The sequence below is a fragment of the Streptomyces tendae genome (genome assembly GCF_008632955.1).
In the GTDB taxonomy this organism is placed as follows: Bacteria; Actinomycetota; Actinomycetes; order Streptomycetales; family Streptomycetaceae; genus Streptomyces.
On the sequence record NZ_CP043959.1, the window covers coordinates 4,593,175 to 4,609,142 of the forward strand.

Below are 15,968 nucleotides of genomic sequence, written 5' to 3' on the forward strand. Positions count from 1 at the left end.
GGGGGCGGGCGGGTCGGGGCCGTCGTAGGGGGTGGCGGGTGGTCAGGGGCCTTCGTAGGGGCGGCGGGGCAGGCGGGGCAGTTCCAGCGCGGAGCGGAGCATCGGCCCGACCGGCGCGTGCAGGCCGACGGCCAGGTCCTCGTGCAGCCGGGTGCGGCCGTCGAGGAACCGCAGCAGCCGGCGCATGGGCACGCGGTCGAACAGGCGGCAGAACAGGGCGGGCCCGTCGGCCCGGCCGCCGGCCAGGGCGCGCAGCAGGACGGCGTCCATGGCGCGGGAGCGGGCCGAGTGGGCGGGCGGCGGCATCGGGCGGCGGCCCGCGCGCAGGGCGGCGGCGACGGCCCGGGTCTGGCGCTGCAGTCCGGCGAAGGTGTAGCCGGTGGACGGGCGGGTGGCACCGCCGGCGGCGCCGATGCGGAACACGGACTGGCCGGTCTGCCGGGGCATCACCGCGTCGGTCATCGGGATGACGCCCGTCTCGGTGGACAGCACCTCCAGGTCGCCGAGGCGCAGGACGTCGTCGGTGTAGTGCCGTACGGCCGCGTGGTAGGCGGTGGGGGTGAGGGGGCGGGGGGAGAACTCGGTGTACTCCACCAGGGCGTCGTGCCGGCCGAGGGGCAGGACGTAGCCGAACGACAGGCCGTCGGCGGGCTGCGGGGTGCGGAAGTCCATCAGTTCGGCGGTACCGGGGTCGAAGGCGGGCCGGGCGGTGCGCACGAACCAGCCGTGGAAGTGCTGCAGCAGCGTGGTGCGGGCGGCCGGCAGGCTGCCCGGCGGGCGTGAGTCGAACACCCAGCGGGCCCGTACGGCGCGGGCGTGGCCGGCACCGTCCCGCAGCCGGACCACCGCTCCGCCGGGCACGTCCTCGACCGTGTCGACGGTCCCCTCCACACGCCGTACGTCCTCACGGTCCGCCAGGTCGCGCGCGACGAGGTGCTCGAAGTCGTCGGAGCGGATCATCTTGTAGCGCAGCGGCGCGATGTCCCCGTCGATGACCGTGTCCGAGGGGTCGCGGACCCGCAAATGCCGCCAGGACGCGGTGACGGCGGCGTCGAAGCGGCCGGGTCCCGCCTCCCAGAAGCACCAGGTGCGGCGCGGCGGCCGGAGCGGGCCGGGCGGTGCGTCCACCAGGGCGACGGACGGCACCGTGCCGCCGCTGCCGGGGCCGGCCAGCCGGTGGGCGAGGGACAGCCCCGCCGCACCCGCCCCGACGATCGCGACGTCCGCCTGCAGCACGGCGTCACCTCCCTCCTGCGTTCGACCAGTTGTTCCGTCCGTGTGCCCGGTCGGATCCGGGTCACTCGGGCGTGAGACGACGGGCGCGATCGGGAAGGCATGCGCCGGTCGTCCGGCGTACCGGAGCGATGTGCGTGCCGATGAGAGGAAGACACCGGATGCTCCCCACAGGGGCCAAGAGACACCGTGCGACGGACGGGCCGCGTGCGCCGCGCCCGGCTCACCCGCCGGGATACACCGTCCGGGTGCGGTCCGGTCGCGTGACGGCGCGGCCGCCGTACGGGCGTACGGCGGCGTGCGGCGAGCCGTGCGGGCGCGCGACCGGAGCGGGGGCCTGGCGGTGACCCGTACCGTTCCCGGGCGCACGGACCACGTCGTCGTCGTGGGGGCCGGGCTCGCCGGTCTGTCGGCGGCACTGCACCTGCTGGGCGCGGGCCGGCGCGTCACCGTCGTCGAGCGGGACGAGCTGCCGGGCGGGCGCGCCGGGCGCCTGGACCTCGACGGGTACCGCATCGACACCGGGCCCACCGTGCTGACCATGCCGGACCTGGCGGACGAGCCGTTCGCCGCGGTCGGCGACAGCCTGCGCAAGCGGGTGGAGCTGGTGCCGCTGCACCCGGCCTACCGGGCCCGGTTCGCCGACGGCAGCAGCCTCGACGTGCTCACCCGGGCGGAGCCGATGGCCGCGGAGGTGGAGCGGTTCGCCGGGGCGCGGGAGGCGGCTGGCTACCTGCGGATGCGGGAGTGGCTGGAGCGGCTGTACCGGGCGCAGATGCGCCGCTTCATCGACGCCAACTTCGACTCGCCGGCGGGTCTGCTTCACCCGGACCTTCTCCGGCTGGCGGCGCTCGGCGGTTTCGGCCGGCTGGACGCGCGCATCGGGGGCTTCCTGAAGGACGAGCGGCTGCGCCGGGTGTTCTCCTTCCAGGCCCTGTACGCGGGCGTCCCCCCGGCGCGGGCGCTGGCCGCGTACGCGGTGATCGCCTACATGGACACGGTCGCCGGCGTGTACTTCCCGCGCGGGGGCATGCACGCGCTGCCCCGGGCGATGGCGGACGCCGCCGCCGACGCGGGCGCCGACCTGCGGTTCGGCCGGGAGGTGACCCGGCTGGAGCGCTCCGGCGGCCGGGTCACGGCGGTGGTCGCGGGCGACGAGCGGATCCCCTGCGACGCGGTGGTCCTCACCCCCGACCTGCCCGTCACCTACCGGCTGCTGGGCGGGGCGCCCCGGCGGCCGGTGCGGCTGCGGCACTCGCCGTCGGCGGTGGTGCTGCACCTCGGCACCGACCGGACGTGGCCCGAACTGGCCCACCACACCATCTCCTTCGGGCAGGCGTGGCGCGGCACGTTCGACGAGCTGACCCGCGCGGGCCGGCTGATGAGCGACCCGTCGCTGCTGATCACCCGGCCCACCGCCACCGACCCCACGCTCGCGCCGCCGGGACGCCATCTGCACTACGTCCTGGCGCCGTGCCCGAACACCGACATCGGGCCCTGCGCGGCCGACTGGGCGGACCTGACGCCGCGCTACCGCGATGCGGTGCTGCGGACGCTGGAGGAGCGCGGCCTGACCGGGCTGGCCTCCGCGATCGAGACGGAGTGCGTGGTCACGCCCGCCGACTGGACCGCGCAGGGGCACGCGGCGGGTACGCCGTTCGCCACCGCGCACACCTTCGCCCAGACGGGTCCGTTCCGGCCCCGCAACCTGGTGCGCTCCGCCGAGAACGCGGTGCTCGCCGGCTGCGGCACCACGCCCGGCGTCGGCGTGCCCACCGTGCTGCTGTCCGGGAAGCTGGCCGCGGCGCGCATCACCGGCGCCGGCGGCTCCGCCGGACGCGTCTCCCCTCACTTCCGCACAGGAGGCCCGTATGACCGACCGTGAACTGGACGCGGCCGGCGTCACCGATCCGGCGCTGCGCGAGGCGTACCGCCACTGCCGCCGGCTAAACGCCCGGCACGGCAGGACGTACTTCCTGGCCACCCGGCTGCTGCCGGTGGAGCGGCGGCCCGCCGTGCACGCCCTGTACGGCTTCGCCCGCTGGGCGGACGACATCGTCGACGCGCTGGGCACGGGCGCGGACACCACCCGCCGCGACGCCGAACTGGCCCTGCTGGAGGCGGAGCTGGAGAAGGGGCTGCGGGACGGCGGGAGCGCCGAACCGGTGGTGCGGGCGCTCGCCGACACGGCGCGGCGGTACCGCATCGACCACGGTCACTTCGCCGACTTCATGACCGCCATGCGCTCCGACCTGGTGGTCACCGACTACGCCGACTACGCGGCCCTGCGCCGGTACATGCACGGCTCGGCCGCGGTGATCGGGCTGCAGATGCTGCCGGTCCTCGGCACGGTCACCGACCGCGTGACGGCGGCGCCCCACGCGGCGGCGCTCGGTGTCGCCTTCCAGCTGACCAACTTCCTGCGGGACGTGGGCGAGGACCTGGACCGGGGCCGGGTGTACCTGCCCGCCGACCTGCTCGCCGCGCACGGCACCGACCGGGAGCTGCTGCGGTGGAGCCGGGACACCGGCCGCCGCGACCGGCGCATCACCTCCGCGCTGCGCGCGTTCGAGGCGCTGACGCGGGGCGTGTACCGGCAGGCGGCACCGGGCCTCGCGATGCTCGAACCGGTGTCCCGGCCCTGCATCCGCACCGCCTTCGTGCTGTACGGCGGGATCCTGGACGCGGTGGCCGAGGACGGGTACGCGGTGCTGCACCGGCGGGCCGTGGTGCCTCGCCGGCGGCGCGCCGTGGTCGCCGCGGACGGGCTGGCACGGGTGGCCGCCGCCCGGCTGAAGGCGCGCGGTGCCGCCGCCGGGGAGCCCGGCCGTCCTCCGCTGACGGCGGCGGAGACGGCGGCCCCGCGGATGGTGGAGGAGGTCGCCTGATGGCCGGGAACGGACGTCGCCGCGGGCGGCTGCCGCTGTCGCTGCGCCGCGGCGCGGTGGCCTGGGAGCGGCAGCACCCCACCTGGCGGGACGCCAGACCCGCCGTCATCGCCGGGGCGCTGAAGCGGGCGCAGGCGCGCCCCTCGGGCAACTGGTACGTCGTGGGCGCCTCCCGTGACGTCGGCGGCGACCGCCCGCTGGGCCGGACCGTCGCCGGGCAGGAGGTGGTGGTCTGGCGGGACGGCGGCGGCGGTGTGGTCGCCGGGCCGGGCATCTGCCCGCACCTGGGGGCGCCGCTGCGGGACAGCCCGGTGCGGTGCGGGACCCTCGTGTGCCACTGGCACGGACTCTCCCTGGACGGCGGCCCGTTCGCGGGCTGGGACCCGTTCCCGGCATACGACGACGGGGTGCTGGTGTGGGTGCGGCTGGACGCGGTGGGCGGTGAGGAGCCGCTCGACGCGCCGGTGGTGCCGCGCCGGCCGGTACCGGCGCGTGCCCTGACGGCGGTGTACGCGGGGGTGGGCGTCTGCGAGCCGGAGGACGTCGTGGCGAACCGGCTCGACCCCTGGCACGGGGCCTGGTTCCACCCGTACTCGTTCGTCGACCTCACGGTGGCCGACGCGCCGGACGGCCCGGACGGATCCGGGGATCCGGACGAGGACGCGTTCGCCGTGGACGTGTCCTTCAAGGTGGCGGGCCGTCTGGTGGTACCGGTGCGGGCGGTGTTCACCGCTCCGGAGCCGCGCACGGTGGTCATGCACATCACCGAGGGCGAGGGGGTCGGGTCGGTCGTCGAGACGCACGCCACCCCGCTGGGGCCGGACGCGTCGGGCAGGCCGCGCACCGCGGTGGTCGAGGCGGTGGTGGCGGCCTCGGACCGTCGCGGCTTCGCCCTGGCCCGCGCCGCCGCCCCGCTCCTGCGCCCCCTCGTGCGGACCGCCTCGGCCCGCCTCTGGCGAGACGACCTCGCCTACGCGGAACGCCGCTGGACCCTCCGCTCCACGGGCCGCTTCCCGGGCGCATGAGAGCCCGCGCCCGGTGCGCCACCGGGGGGCGCCACCGGGCGGGGCGCCGCCCCGGTCGAGGCGCACGCCGTCGGACGGCACCCCTCGCCGGACGGGACCCCGTCCGACGGCACCGCACTGCTGGAGCCGGCCGAAGGGCGCCTGTGCCGCGCGGGTCCGCAACGGGTTTGGACTACGGCCGGACAGAGCCCGTGCGGCCCGGCCGTGTCACCGGCGGAGCCGATCCGGTCGGGCACCGAGCCCGCAGCAAGCCCACCGGGTACCCCCGGCCATCCGGAGGGCACCGGGCTCAAGCCCCCTGCCCAGCGGTGCAGGTACTCCTGCGGTTCCTGGAAGCCGTACTCGGCGCCGCCCGCGTACAAAATCGCCTGGCGCACGGCCGCGTACGGCGGGGCGGTGAACTCGTCGACGCCGCACGCGTCGAAGGCCGGGGAGACCAGCTCCGGGCACCTGGCCTGACGCCGGTCGTGGTGACGCCTTCCCCCGCGCCCCGCGTCGCACGCCGTCCGGACCACCGGTGCGTTCCGGCCGCGCGGGGCCTTCGGGCCGACGGCGGCCGCGTAAGGTGGGAGGCGCCGACGACTTCGGGCACGTACCGCGCGTCCGACGCCACTCACGGCCGACGGCGGACCGACCGCGCCAGTGCTCGACGGGATGTCGGTGCCGCGGGCCATTGGGGACCGTGTGCGGGGCGGGAGAGCGGTGTGGTGGACGGCGTCACGTGGGCGGTCGCGTCGTCGCCTTCGCGTCCGCGCGGCCTCCCCCACCCAGAAGGTCCGTGGGGGGCAGCGGCTCGCGGGACTGCAGGCGGGGCAGGTAGTAGCGGGTCGCCCTGGTGACCACGGACGGCATCGCGGGCCGGAGCGGCTGGCCCAGCCGCAGCCAGCGGGGGAAGTAGACGGCCGTGCGGCGCCGTTCGACGGCCGAGGCTAGGCGGGCGGCGGCCCGGTCCACCGGGTACACGTTCCGCACCGGCCACGGCATGTGCCCGCGCAGTTCCCGCATCACGGTGTGGCGGTCGGCGTCGTGGATCAGGTCGGTGCCGATCCACGTCAGGTAGCCGAGGCCCACGGCCACACCCTGGTGGGCGACCTCCGCGCGCAGGGAGTGGGCGAACGCCTCGACCCCCGCCTTGGAGGCGCAGTACGCGCTCATCATCGGGGCGGCGCCGATCGCGGCCAGGGAGGCTATCTGGAGGTGGTAGCCCTTGGTCGCCGTCAGGTCCGGCAGGAAGGTGCGGGCGGTCGCCGCGCTGCCGGTGAGGTTGACGTCGATGATCCGCCGCCACCGGGCCGGGTCGGAGTCGGCGAACAGCCCGCCGTCCGCCACGGCGGCGTTGGCGACGACGACGGACGGCGTCCCGAGCCCCGCGCGGACCGCCTCCGCCGCACCCGCCAGCGCCGCGTCGTCGGTGACGTCGACCTCGCAGGCGAGGGCCGGACCGGGCAGCGCGTCCGCGAGGTCCCGCAGCCGCTCGCCCTCGTGGCCGAGCAGCGCCACGCGCATGCCGCGGCCGGAGAGGTCGCGGGCCAGCGCGGCGCCGATCCCGCGCGCGGCCCCGGTGACCACGGCGGTACGTCCGCGCAGCGGGCCGCCGTTCATCCGTCGTCCCCGCCCTTCCCGCCGGTCACCTGCGGGTCGGTGTCCGGGCGGGCGGTGTGGTGGGGGTGCCCGGCGGTCCTGCGGGCCTCCTTCATCTCCGCCTCGAAGAGGTGGTCGCGGCCGTCGGCCAGTTCCTCCACGGCTGCCTGTTCCAGCTCCCGGAACGGCTGGTAGTACGTGCGGTCGTAGGCCTCGACGATCTGGAACGTCCAGTGGCCGGGGATCACGTTGCGTCCCAGCACCTGGGTCCGTACGGTCTCCGCCCAGTCCCCGTGCCCGGCCTTGTGCAGCAGGTCCACCGCCCGGTCCAGTTCCAGGTCGGCGGTGCCGGTGAGCTGGTGGAAGCTGTAGAGGTGGCCCCGGGCCCGCTCGGTGGTCTCCAGGGCCTTCGACAGGGATCCGAGCGCCTCCACCGTCTCGTCGCTGACGCCCTCGGGGCGCAGGTGCTCCTGGTCGGGTCCGTCGCGCCGTCCGTCGTCGTGTCCGCTCATCGTCTCGCCTCCTTCTGTGGTCGATGGTCGTACGGCGCTGTCAGGGCCGCCGCCCGCCCCGGTCCGGCTGGCGGCTTCCGGTGCGGTCGCGGTGGGCCAGCAGCCGCTGGGCCCCGGCAAGGCCGGGGGCGAAGGACCGGCGCAGCGCGCTGCGGGCCGCGTTGGCGCCCGGAGCGCCGTGCACACCGCCGCCCGGGTGGGCGCCGGCGGACGCCAGGTACAGCCCCTTGACGGGGGTCTCGGGCCGCCCGGTGCCGGGGGCCGGGCGGAAGAACAGCTGCTGGTGCATGGCGGCGGTGCCGCCGTTGATGGCGCCCCCGTACAGGTTGCGGTCCAGGGACTGGAGCGTCGGCGGGGCGAGGATCCGCCGGGCCCTGACGCGGTCGCGGAAACCGGGTGCGAAGCGCTCCACCTGCCGTTCCACCCGGTCGGCCATGCGTTCCTGCTCGTCCGTGTCCCAGGAGCCGGTGAGTCCGTCGTCGCCCGCGTCACCGACGACGCGGTGCGGAACGTGGGTGTACGCCCAGGCGGACTCGGTGCCCTGCGGGGAGCGGGTCGGGTCGGAGGTGGTCATCTGGCCGAACAGGGAGAACGGGCGGTCCGGGACGCGGCGCGTGGCGAGCTGCGCGGCGAAGCGGGTGAGCTCGTCGAGTCCGTCGGCGAGATGGACGGTGCCGGCGCCCGCGGCCTGCTCACACTGCCAGGGGACGGGACCGTCGAGGGCCCAGTCGACCTTGAAGGTGGCGAAGTCCCACTGGAAGTTCTCCAGGTCGGACAGCAGCTGGTGCGGCAGGTCCTCGGGGGCGACGAGGTCGCCGTAGAGGGCGGGCACGGCCACGTCGGCGAGGACGGCGCGCCGGGCGGCGACGGTCTCGCCGTCGGCGAGGCGCACGGCGACCGCCCGTCCGTCGCGCACGACGACACGCTCCACGCGCCGCCCACAGCGCAGCACGCCGCCGCGTGCCTCCAGGCGGCGCACCAGGGCGTCGGTCAGGGCTCCCGCGCCGCCCACCGGCACGGGGAAGCCGTACGTCTGTCCGAGCATGGACATCAGCCAGCCGAAGCCGCCGCTGCCGGCGGCCTCCGGCGCCAGGTCGGCGTGGAGGGCGTTGCCCGCGAGCAGCAGCCCTCCGCCTTCGCCGCGGAACTCCTCCTCCGCCATGCGGCGCACCGGCAGCACCAGGGTGCGGGCCATGCGCAGCCCGCCGGTGCCGCGCAGCCGTACGGCGAGCCGCAGTCCGGAGCGGACCGGCGGGAAGGGGGTGAACAAGGCGTCCAGCAGGTCGGGGCGCAGGCTCTCCCACACGGCGTGCAGCCGGCGCCAGGCGTCGCCGTCGCCGGGCGCGAAGGCGTCCAGGGAGGCGGCGGTGACGCCGACGCTCCGGTCCAGGACGGCGCAGCGGCCGTCGGTCAGCGGGTGGGCGACGACGTGCGGGGCGTGGCTCCAGCGCAGCCCGTACCGCTCCAGGTGCAGTCCGGACACCACCGGGGAGGCGGCGGCGAGCGGGTAGAAGGAGCTGAACAGGTCGCTGGCGAAGTCGGGGTGGACGCCGTGGTCGTGGCGGACGGCGCCGCCGGGTTCGGGCTGTTCCTCCAGTACCTGCACGCTCCAGCCGGCGTCGGCCAGCAGATTCGCCGCGACGAGGCCGTTGGGCCCGGCGCCGATGACGACGGCGTCAGCCACGGGCGCCTCCCGTCTCGGGCTCCGGCACGACCTGGCCGAGCGGCCGGTGCTCCTCCGCCTCGGCGGCCTCCGCCTCGACGAGGTGCGCCAGCCGGGCGAGCATGGCGCGGTGGCGGATCTGGATCATCGCCTCGACGGCCACGTTGTGCACGAGGCCGCCCGCCCCGCGCAGGGGATGTTCGTCCACCTTGACGAGGCACTGGTCGCCCCAGGGCTGCACCTCGATGGCGATGCGGGCGGTGCCCATCGGCCCGGCCTTCGCCTCCAGTTCCAGCACCTCGCCGGGAATGCAGCGCCGGACGACGGTCTCGTTGTGCAGCCTCAGCGGGCCGATGCGCACCTCGTAGCCGATCGCGGACCCGAGCTGCGGCCAGTGTCCGCGCACCGGCTTCGACTCGGACGTGCCCACCACCCAGTCCGCGTAGCGGGTGCCGTCCTCCAGCACGGCCCACACGGACCGTGGGTCGGTACGGATCAGACGATGACGAACCGCCACTGTTGCCTCCCGTGTCCTGAACGCCACCGGTCGGCACGGCCGTGTCCCTGAGCGCCGCCGGTCAGCACTGAGTGCCCCGTCTGCCCGGCGTCAACCGGAAGTGCCCGCCGGACGGGTCACGCGGCGGGGCGGGTGGGCGCCAGCGCCCATCGGATGCCGGCGGTGACGGCCGTGCCGAGGGGGCGGACGCACAGGCCCTCGGCGGGCACGCGGGGCACCCGCAGCGCGCGGGACGCCCAGGGCGGCAGCAGGGACACGGCGTTCGCGGCGAGGACGCCGTAGGGCAGCCGGGCGAGCAGCGGCACGGGCGGGTCGAGCAGCAGGAACCGCGCGGTGGACAGGGCCTCCGGGGTGGCGTGCAGCTCGTCGCGGTAGGCGGCCAGCCGTTCGGCGAGCTGGGCGCGGTCCACGGGCGGGTCGGGAACGCCGAGGGCGGAGGCGATGCGCGCCATGTCGGCGACGTAGGCGTCGCAGCCGGCGTCGTCCAGCGGGCGGGCGCCGTAGCGCTGGTGGGCGCGCAGGAACATGTCGACCTCGGCAACGTGCACCCAGCACAGCAGGTGCGGGTCGGAGGCCACGTAGGCGCGGCCGTCGGCGGCGGTGCCGCGGACCGTGTCGTGGACGGCGCGCACCCGGTCGACGGCCCGCTGGGCGCTGTCGGCGGTGCCGTAGGTGGTGACAGCGAGGAAGGTGCTGGTGCGCTGGAGCCGGCCCCAGGGGTCGCCGCGGAAGCCGGAGTGTCCGGCGACGGCGGCCATGGCCAGCGGGTGGAGGGACTGGAGCAGCAGCGCGGACAGTCCGCCGATGAACATCGACGCGTCGCCGTGCACCCGGCGGACCGGCCGCTCGGGGCCGAACCAGCGGGGGCCCGGTGTGCCGTGTATGCGGGCGCGGTTGTCGGGGCCGTCCGGTCCGGCCACCCGGGAGAAGATCGCCTGGCCGATCCGGCCGCGCAGCGCCGAGCCGCTGTCCGTGAGCGGTTTCATGGCCTGCCGCACCTCCCTCTCGTCGGCGGCGAGGACGGCCGGTGTCCTACCGCTACGTCTGCCCCGGTGACCCCCTCCGTACCCGCGAGGGGACGGGTCAGGGGACGTCGCCCCGCCACTCGTACACCCGGTCGCCGGCCGCGCGGGGTCCGTACACCGCGCGGCCGCCCGGACCGTAGCGGCCTATCTCGGTGGGCAGGCCCACGCCGTGCCGCCGCTCCGCCGGGCCGTGGTCGGTGACGTCCAGCAGCAGGCCGTCCAGCGGGCCGCCGGACAGCTCCGCGTACACCCGTCCGTCGCGCGGACCGGGGTCGTCGTGGTCCGCTCCATACACCCTGCCGCGCATGAACTCCAGCTCGTCCATACCGGCAGGGTGGCATCCGGCACTGACAACGACCCGCCACGCGGGCTCCCGGCGTCTCTTCGTAAGCGCGGGGAACCGCGCCGCAGCCACGACGCTCCCGCGGACACGAACCGGCGGACCGGCCCGCTACGCCGGCTCCTCCCGCGGCACCGCCGCCCACGGCGCGAGCGCCCGGCCCTGGCTCCAGGCGAGCAGGCCGTCGCCGTCGACGCAGACGATGCCGCACTGCTCGGCGTACTCCAGTGCCGGGGTGGTGTACTCACCGGTGGTGACGACGACGGCGACGTCCGCCTCGTGGACGGTGAAGCAGGTGCCGCCGAAGCGCTGGAGGTCCTGCGAGCCGACCTTGTTGTCCTCGCCGTAGCGCTTGCACTGGACGACGAGGCGGCGGCCGTCGGGGGTCAGCGCCGTCACGTCGGCGCCCAGGTCCCCCGCGCCGCCCACGACCTGGACCTGGGTGCAGCCGTCCCGGGCGCACAGCTCCGCGGTGGCGGCCTCGAACTCGTCGGGCGTGATGGCCTCGTGGTCGATGCCCTGGGAGACGGGCAGCGGTGAGGTGACCTCGCCGGGCGGCAGCTCGCCCGGGTACCGCGCGTCGTCCTCGCACGGACCGGCCTGGGCGGGGATGGTGAGTGCTGCCGGCGCCGGGGTGTCCAGGGCGTCGAGCGCGGTGGAGGTACCGCGGGCCAGCGCGTGCCCGGCCTGCCGGGCGAGCCGTGCCGCCGAGAGCCGCCGCTTCCTGCGGCCGCGGGCCAGGACGACGGCGAGGGCCACACAGAGCAGGACGACCGCCCACACCGGGCGCCGCTGCACCACCCCGGCCAGCGCGCGCACCGCCAGCCCCCCGATGACCAGTGCCGCGGCGAGCAGGCCGAAGAACATGGCGGTGGAACGCAGATCGAAGCGCCGGCCGGGGCGCACCGGACGGGTACGACGCTCGGGCATGGTCACCGTGGTGATTCCTCTCTGTCGCGAGCCGGACACCGGCGCCCCCGGTGGCCGGGGGCGCCGAAGATCACGTACGCCGTGTGCCCGGGATCGGCGCTCTCACCGGGGGCGATGCGGCCGGCGTGCTTCGCGGACGGAGAGGGGGAGAGGCGGCCCGGGCGGCATGCAAGGATGGCCGGGGGCGGGTATGGCCGCACTGAGGAGGCGGACGGTGGACTGGCAAGGCTTCGCACGGCGCATGGCGTCGATGGCCCGGGATCTGCTCGCGGAGCACACGCTCGACGCGACGCTGGAGCAGATCTCGCGCTCGGCCGTGGACCTGGTCGAAGGCTGCGACGCCGCCGGCATTCTCGTGCTGCGCGGGGACCGGGTGACGTCGCTGGCCCCCACGGACCAGTTCGTGACCGACAGCGACCACCTTCAGGGGGAGCTGCGGGAGGGGCCGTGTTTCGACGCGGCGCGGCCCGACCGTCCCGAGCGGGTCTTCCGCATCCCCGACCTGACGGCGTCCCCCGAGCGGTGGACGCGGTTCGTGCCCCGCTGCCGGGAGCTGGGGGTGGGCAGCATGATGGGGTTCCTGCTGTACACGCGGGACGAGGAACTGGGCGCCCTCAACATGTACTCGCGCAAGCCGGGAGTGTTCACCGAGGACAGCGAGACGGCGGGCTGGCTGCTGGCCTCCCACGCCGCGGTCGCCTTCGCCACCGCCCGCACCGACGAGCAGATGCGGGAGGCCGTCGCCACCCGGCATCTGATCGGCGAGGCGATGGGCATCCTGATGGGCCGGCACCACGTCACCGAGGACCAGGCCTTCGACCTGCTGCGCACCCGGTCGCAGCGCACCAACACCAAGCTGCGGGACGTGGCGCGGCAGATCTGCGAGGCGGGAGGCGCGAAGAGCTGACCGCGCCGCCCGCCCCGGTGCTCAGCGGGCGGCGGTCCAGGTGTGGGCGACGTCGATCACGAGGCGGCCGTCCAGCTGCAGCACACGGAACGGCAGCCGGCCGCGCACGCCGAGGCCGAGCTGGGTCTCACCCTCGAAGCTGCCGGCGAACCGCGCGTCACGGAAGGTGCGGTACCCGGTCAGGTCGACGCCGGGCAGGGCGGCCCCGGCGCGCGCGGGGTAGGTGGCCGCGCCGGTCTCGGGGTCGTACGCGGGGGCGGTGACCCGCACCTCTAGGACGGCGCCGCCGGCGACGGGGATGTGCCGGCCGGATCCGTCCTGGTACAGCCGGTCGACGTAGCGCACCGCGTAGCCGAGGTCGGCGCGCGCCGCGCCGGGCACGTCGACGACCATGCGGTCGTAGCAGTCGTGCCGGCCGGTCCTGACGTCCTTCACGGACGCGGTCGTGGCGGCGGTCGCCGACTTGCCGCCACTGCCCCAGCCGGAGGGGCAGGCCGTGGTGGCGGCCGTCGCCGTCGCCGGGGCGGCCACGGCCGGAGCCGCCGCCGTCACCAGCGTGGCGCCGAGGAGCACCACTGTCGCGCAGATTGTTCTTGGTTGAAGCATTTTCGGCCCCCTGGGACGCCAACGTTCTGATATCGGGTGAGACGACCGGGATGCCCCGATGGTTGCGGTGCTTTCCGGCCGGTCGCCGTACCGGCCGGCATGGCACATCCTGGTGGGGAGCGGACGAACGTCCCGTTCCCCAGTGCACCGGGAGGGCGCTACATGGGTGGTGCAGCCGCCGCACCGCGCGGGAAGCGGCCGGCGGGCCTGCCCGTACCCGACGCGGAGAACAGCCGGCCCCGGCGTCCCGGGGAGCGCGTCGAGGACGCGCTCGCGGGCGCCCTCGTGGCGGCGGTGCGGGCCACCGAAGGCTACGGCGGCGCGGTGTACCTGCGTTCACGCGACCGCAGGTCGCTGGTGCTGTGCGTGATGTCCGGCGTCCCCCGCTCGCTGCTGAAGCCGTGGTGGCGGATCCCGGTGAGCGGCGCGCTGCCGATGTGCGAGGCGTACCGCAGCGGGGAGACCCAGTACCTGCCCGACGACCGGGCGACGATGCTGCGCTTCCCGCAGTTCACCGCCGCCCTGCCGTACTCGTTCGCGCACGCCCACCAGCCGGTGCGGGTCGGCGGCGAGACGGTGGGCGTCCTGGCGGTCCTGCACTCCTCCGCCCGGCGGCCGGCCCGGGAGGAGGCCGTGCGCACGGGACTGCTGCGGGCCGGCCACGACATGGAGGAGCGCCTCACCGAGTTCGCCCGCGGCGTGCCCGGCCGGACGGACGCGGACGCCGTGGCGTACGGCATCGAGTACGACGACCAGCCGGTCAGCGTGCGGCTGCCCACACCGCCCGCCCACGAGGTGTCGGTCGGCATGGTCGAGTGGGACCTGGACAGCGACCGCTGGTCGGGTGACGACGACGCGCTGGCCCTTCTGGGCGTGTCCCGGGAGGAGTTCGGCGGCACCATGACCGCGGTCGAGCAGCGGGTGTCCCCGGACGACCTGTACGAACTGCGGGCGGCGCGGCGGGAGGCCGAGGACACCGGGCAGATCCGGGGCCGGCACTTCCGGGTGCGGGGCGAGTCGCAGGACGACGTCGAAGCGGTCCACTACCGGCCCGTCGAGCTGTGGGGGCACGTCGTGCGGGCGGAGAGGACGGCCCGGCTGCTGGTCGGCGCCCTGGTGGACGTGGCCGGCGGGGTCACCGCCGCGGAGGCCGCCGAGCGGCTGCCCGACGGCCTGTTCTCGCTGGACCAGGACGGCAGGGTCATCTACGCCAACCGCCGCTGCCAGGACCTGCTCGGCTGCGATCTGGAGGAGCTGCTCGGGAACCATCCGTGGCGGGTGCTCACCTGGCTGCGGGACCCCGCCTACGAGGACCGCTACCGGGCGGCGATGCTGACGCAGGAACCGGTGTCGTACCTGGTGCACGCCCCGGACGGGGTCTGGCTGGGGTTCGTGCTGTACCCCGGGGTGCACGGGCTGACCGGCCGGGTGTTCCGGACGTCCGCGCCGGCCGGGGCGGAGCCGGGCCGGGCCCTGCCGCCGTCCGCCGCCCCGTCGGCGGCACCGCCCACGGGGCTGGTCACGACCACCCGGGCGGGAGCGCTGTACCACGTGGTGCAGATGGCCAGCGTGCTGACCGAGTCCGTCACCGTGCGGGACGTGTGCCGGGCCGTCTCCGAACAGTTGCTGCCTGCGTTCGGGGCCACGGAGGTCGCCCTGTACACGGTGCGCGACGGGCGGATGTACCTGCTGTGGGAGGACGGCTACCCGCAGCACTTCCTCGATCCCTTCGAGGGGGTGCCACTGGAGGCGGAGCTGCCCGGTGTGCACGCGCTGACCACGCGTCTGCCGCTGTTCTTCGAGTCGCCCGAGGACCTGGTGAGCGCCTACCCGCGGCTGACGCTGGACCCGATGTCCTCCTGGGCGTTCCTGCCGCTGATCGCCTCCGGCCATCCGATCGGTTCCTGCATCCTCGGCTGGAGCGCGCCGCACCGCTTCACCACGGAGGAGCGCAGCGCGCTGACCGCGCTGGCCGGTCTGGCCGCGCAGGCGATGGAACGGGCGCGGCTCTACGACGCCGAGTCGGCCGTGGCGCGCGGGCTGCAGGAGGGTCTGCTGCCGCACCGGCTGCCCGCCATCGAACGGCTGCGCACCACCGGCCGCTATCTGCCCGGCACCAAGGGCATGGACATCGGCGGCGACTGGTACGACGTGATCCGGACGGGACACGGGGTGGCGCTGGTCATCGGCGACGTGGAGGGGCACAGCGTCGGCGCGGCGGCCGTCATGGGGCAGCTGCGCAGCGCCGTGCACGCCTTCGCCTCGAGCGGGCGGCCGCCCCAGGAGGTCATCACCCACACCAACCAGTTGCTGGCCGAGCTGGAGACGGACGTCTTCGCGACCTGCTGCTACATCGAGCTGAACCCGGCGACCGGACGCGCCGAGGCCGTGCGGGCGGGTCATCCCCCGCCGCTGCTGCGGCGCCCGGACGGGACCACGGAGACCGTGGAACTGGCGGGCGGGGTGCTGCTGGGGGTCCAGCCCGACGCGGAGTACCCGGTCACGACGCTCACCCTGGAGCCCGGCAGCGTCCTCGCGCTGTACACGGACGGGCTGGTCGAGGTGCCCGGCAGCGACATCGCGACAGGCATCGACACGGTCCGCCGCTGTCTGGCCGACAACCGGACGGGCTCGGTGGAGGAACTGGCCGACCGGCTGCTGGGGGCGGCCCGCCGGGCGGAGGACCGCCCCGACGACGTGGCACTCCTGCTGACGGCCTACGACTGACCGCACACGACGCG

The 15,968-nt window shown here is 75.7% G+C and carries 14 protein-coding genes; 5 read left to right on the forward strand and 9 right to left on the reverse strand.

What is annotated here, in order from left to right; genetic code table 11:
- Window positions 1-42: 42 nt before the first annotated feature.
- Window positions 43-1,236, reverse strand: coding sequence for a lycopene cyclase family protein (locus F3L20_RS21085; RefSeq protein WP_150155695.1), 1,194 nt, complete (start codon window positions 1,234-1,236; stop codon window positions 43-45).
- A gap of 340 nt (window positions 1,237-1,576) precedes the next feature.
- Between F3L20_RS21085 and F3L20_RS21090 the strand changes: the two genes are divergently transcribed.
- Genes F3L20_RS21090 through F3L20_RS21100 form a run of 3 tightly spaced genes read left to right on the forward strand, consistent with a single transcriptional unit; the run spans window position 1,577 to window position 5,146 of the window.
- Window positions 1,577-3,118, forward strand: a complete 1,542-nt coding sequence (locus F3L20_RS21090) for a phytoene desaturase (protein ID WP_150155696.1) — start codon at window positions 1,577-1,579, stop codon at window positions 3,116-3,118.
- Window positions 3,105-4,121 (forward strand): phytoene/squalene synthase family protein, encoded by a 1,017-nt coding sequence (locus F3L20_RS21095; protein ID WP_150155697.1) that lies wholly within the window; start codon window positions 3,105-3,107, stop codon window positions 4,119-4,121. The genes F3L20_RS21090 and F3L20_RS21095 overlap by 14 nt, the downstream gene beginning before the upstream one ends.
- On the forward strand, window positions 4,121-5,146 hold the full coding sequence (locus F3L20_RS21100) for a DUF5914 domain-containing protein (protein WP_150155698.1): 1,026 nt from the start codon (window positions 4,121-4,123) through the stop codon (window positions 5,144-5,146). The genes F3L20_RS21095 and F3L20_RS21100 overlap by 1 nt, the downstream gene beginning before the upstream one ends.
- A 717-nt stretch (window positions 5,147-5,863) precedes the next feature.
- Here the strand turns inward: F3L20_RS21100 and F3L20_RS21110 are convergent.
- From F3L20_RS21110 to F3L20_RS21140, 7 genes are all read right to left on the reverse strand, one after another.
- Window positions 5,864-6,748, reverse strand: a complete 885-nt coding sequence (locus F3L20_RS21110; protein WP_150155700.1) for an SDR family oxidoreductase — start codon at window positions 6,746-6,748, stop codon at window positions 5,864-5,866.
- Window positions 6,745-7,239, reverse strand: coding sequence for a hypothetical protein (locus tag F3L20_RS21115; RefSeq protein ID WP_024887623.1), 495 nt, complete (start codon window positions 7,237-7,239; stop codon window positions 6,745-6,747). The genes F3L20_RS21110 and F3L20_RS21115 overlap by 4 nt, the downstream gene beginning before the upstream one ends.
- Window positions 7,240-7,279: 40 nt before the next feature.
- Entirely contained in the window at window positions 7,280-8,923 is a 1,644-nt protein-coding gene (locus F3L20_RS21120; protein WP_150155701.1) for a phytoene desaturase family protein, read from the reverse strand.
- The gene (locus tag F3L20_RS21125; protein ID WP_167534575.1) at window positions 8,916-9,419 is read right to left on the reverse strand and encodes an SRPBCC family protein; all 504 of its coding nucleotides are present in this window, start codon (window positions 9,417-9,419) and stop codon (window positions 8,916-8,918) included. The genes F3L20_RS21120 and F3L20_RS21125 overlap by 8 nt, the downstream gene beginning before the upstream one ends.
- Window positions 9,420-9,535: 116 nt before the next feature.
- Entirely contained in the window at window positions 9,536-10,405 is an 870-nt protein-coding gene (locus F3L20_RS21130; RefSeq protein WP_150155702.1) for an oxygenase MpaB family protein, read from the reverse strand.
- A 97-nt stretch (window positions 10,406-10,502) separates the two neighbouring features.
- Window positions 10,503-10,769, reverse strand: coding sequence for a hypothetical protein (locus tag F3L20_RS21135; RefSeq protein ID WP_145828423.1), 267 nt, complete (start codon window positions 10,767-10,769; stop codon window positions 10,503-10,505).
- A 126-nt stretch (window positions 10,770-10,895) separates the two neighbouring features.
- Window positions 10,896-11,714 (reverse strand): restriction endonuclease, encoded by an 819-nt coding sequence (locus F3L20_RS21140; protein WP_150155703.1) that lies wholly within the window; start codon window positions 11,712-11,714, stop codon window positions 10,896-10,898.
- A gap of 214 nt (window positions 11,715-11,928) precedes the next feature.
- On the opposite strand from F3L20_RS21140, the gene F3L20_RS21145 reads away from it, so the two are divergent.
- Entirely contained in the window at window positions 11,929-12,621 is a 693-nt protein-coding gene (locus F3L20_RS21145) for a GAF and ANTAR domain-containing protein (protein ID WP_240810730.1), read from the forward strand.
- A 21-nt stretch (window positions 12,622-12,642) separates the two neighbouring features.
- On the opposite strand, the gene F3L20_RS21150 is transcribed toward F3L20_RS21145, so the two are convergent.
- A complete protein-coding gene (locus F3L20_RS21150; protein WP_206338810.1) occupies window positions 12,643-13,227 on the reverse strand; it encodes an AMIN-like domain-containing (lipo)protein in 585 nt (194 codons plus the stop codon).
- A 162-nt stretch (window positions 13,228-13,389) separates the two neighbouring features.
- Here F3L20_RS21150 and F3L20_RS21155 point away from each other — a divergent pair, with 162 nt between their 5' ends.
- Complete coding sequence (locus F3L20_RS21155) at window positions 13,390-15,954, forward strand: SpoIIE family protein phosphatase (protein ID WP_240810731.1); 2,565 nt, start codon at window positions 13,390-13,392, stop codon at window positions 15,952-15,954.
- Window positions 15,955-15,968: the final 14 nt, after the last annotated feature.

Bases quoted from the DNA above. Each gene is read 5' to 3' on its own strand.
- F3L20_RS21100 (WP_150155698.1), top strand. From the start codon at position 4,121: ATGGCCGGGAACGGACGTCGCCGCGGGCGGCTGCCGCTGTCGCTGCGC.
- F3L20_RS21115 (WP_024887623.1), bottom strand. From the start codon at position 7,239: ATGAGCGGACACGACGACGGACGGCGCGACGGACCCGACCAGGAGCAC.
- F3L20_RS21155 (WP_240810731.1), top strand. From the start codon at position 13,390: ATGGGTGGTGCAGCCGCCGCACCGCGCGGGAAGCGGCCGGCGGGCCTG.
- F3L20_RS21140 (WP_150155703.1), bottom strand. From the start codon at position 11,714: ATGCCCGAGCGTCGTACCCGTCCGGTGCGCCCCGGCCGGCGCTTCGAT.
- F3L20_RS21095 (WP_150155697.1), top strand. From the start codon at position 3,105: ATGACCGACCGTGAACTGGACGCGGCCGGCGTCACCGATCCGGCGCTG.
- F3L20_RS21110 (WP_150155700.1), bottom strand. From the start codon at position 6,748: ATGAACGGCGGCCCGCTGCGCGGACGTACCGCCGTGGTCACCGGGGCC.
- F3L20_RS21150 (WP_206338810.1), bottom strand. From the start codon at position 13,227: ATGCTTCAACCAAGAACAATCTGCGCGACAGTGGTGCTCCTCGGCGCC.
- F3L20_RS21130 (WP_150155702.1), bottom strand. From the start codon at position 10,405: ATGAAACCGCTCACGGACAGCGGCTCGGCGCTGCGCGGCCGGATCGGC.
- F3L20_RS21135 (WP_145828423.1), bottom strand. From the start codon at position 10,769: ATGGACGAGCTGGAGTTCATGCGCGGCAGGGTGTATGGAGCGGACCAC.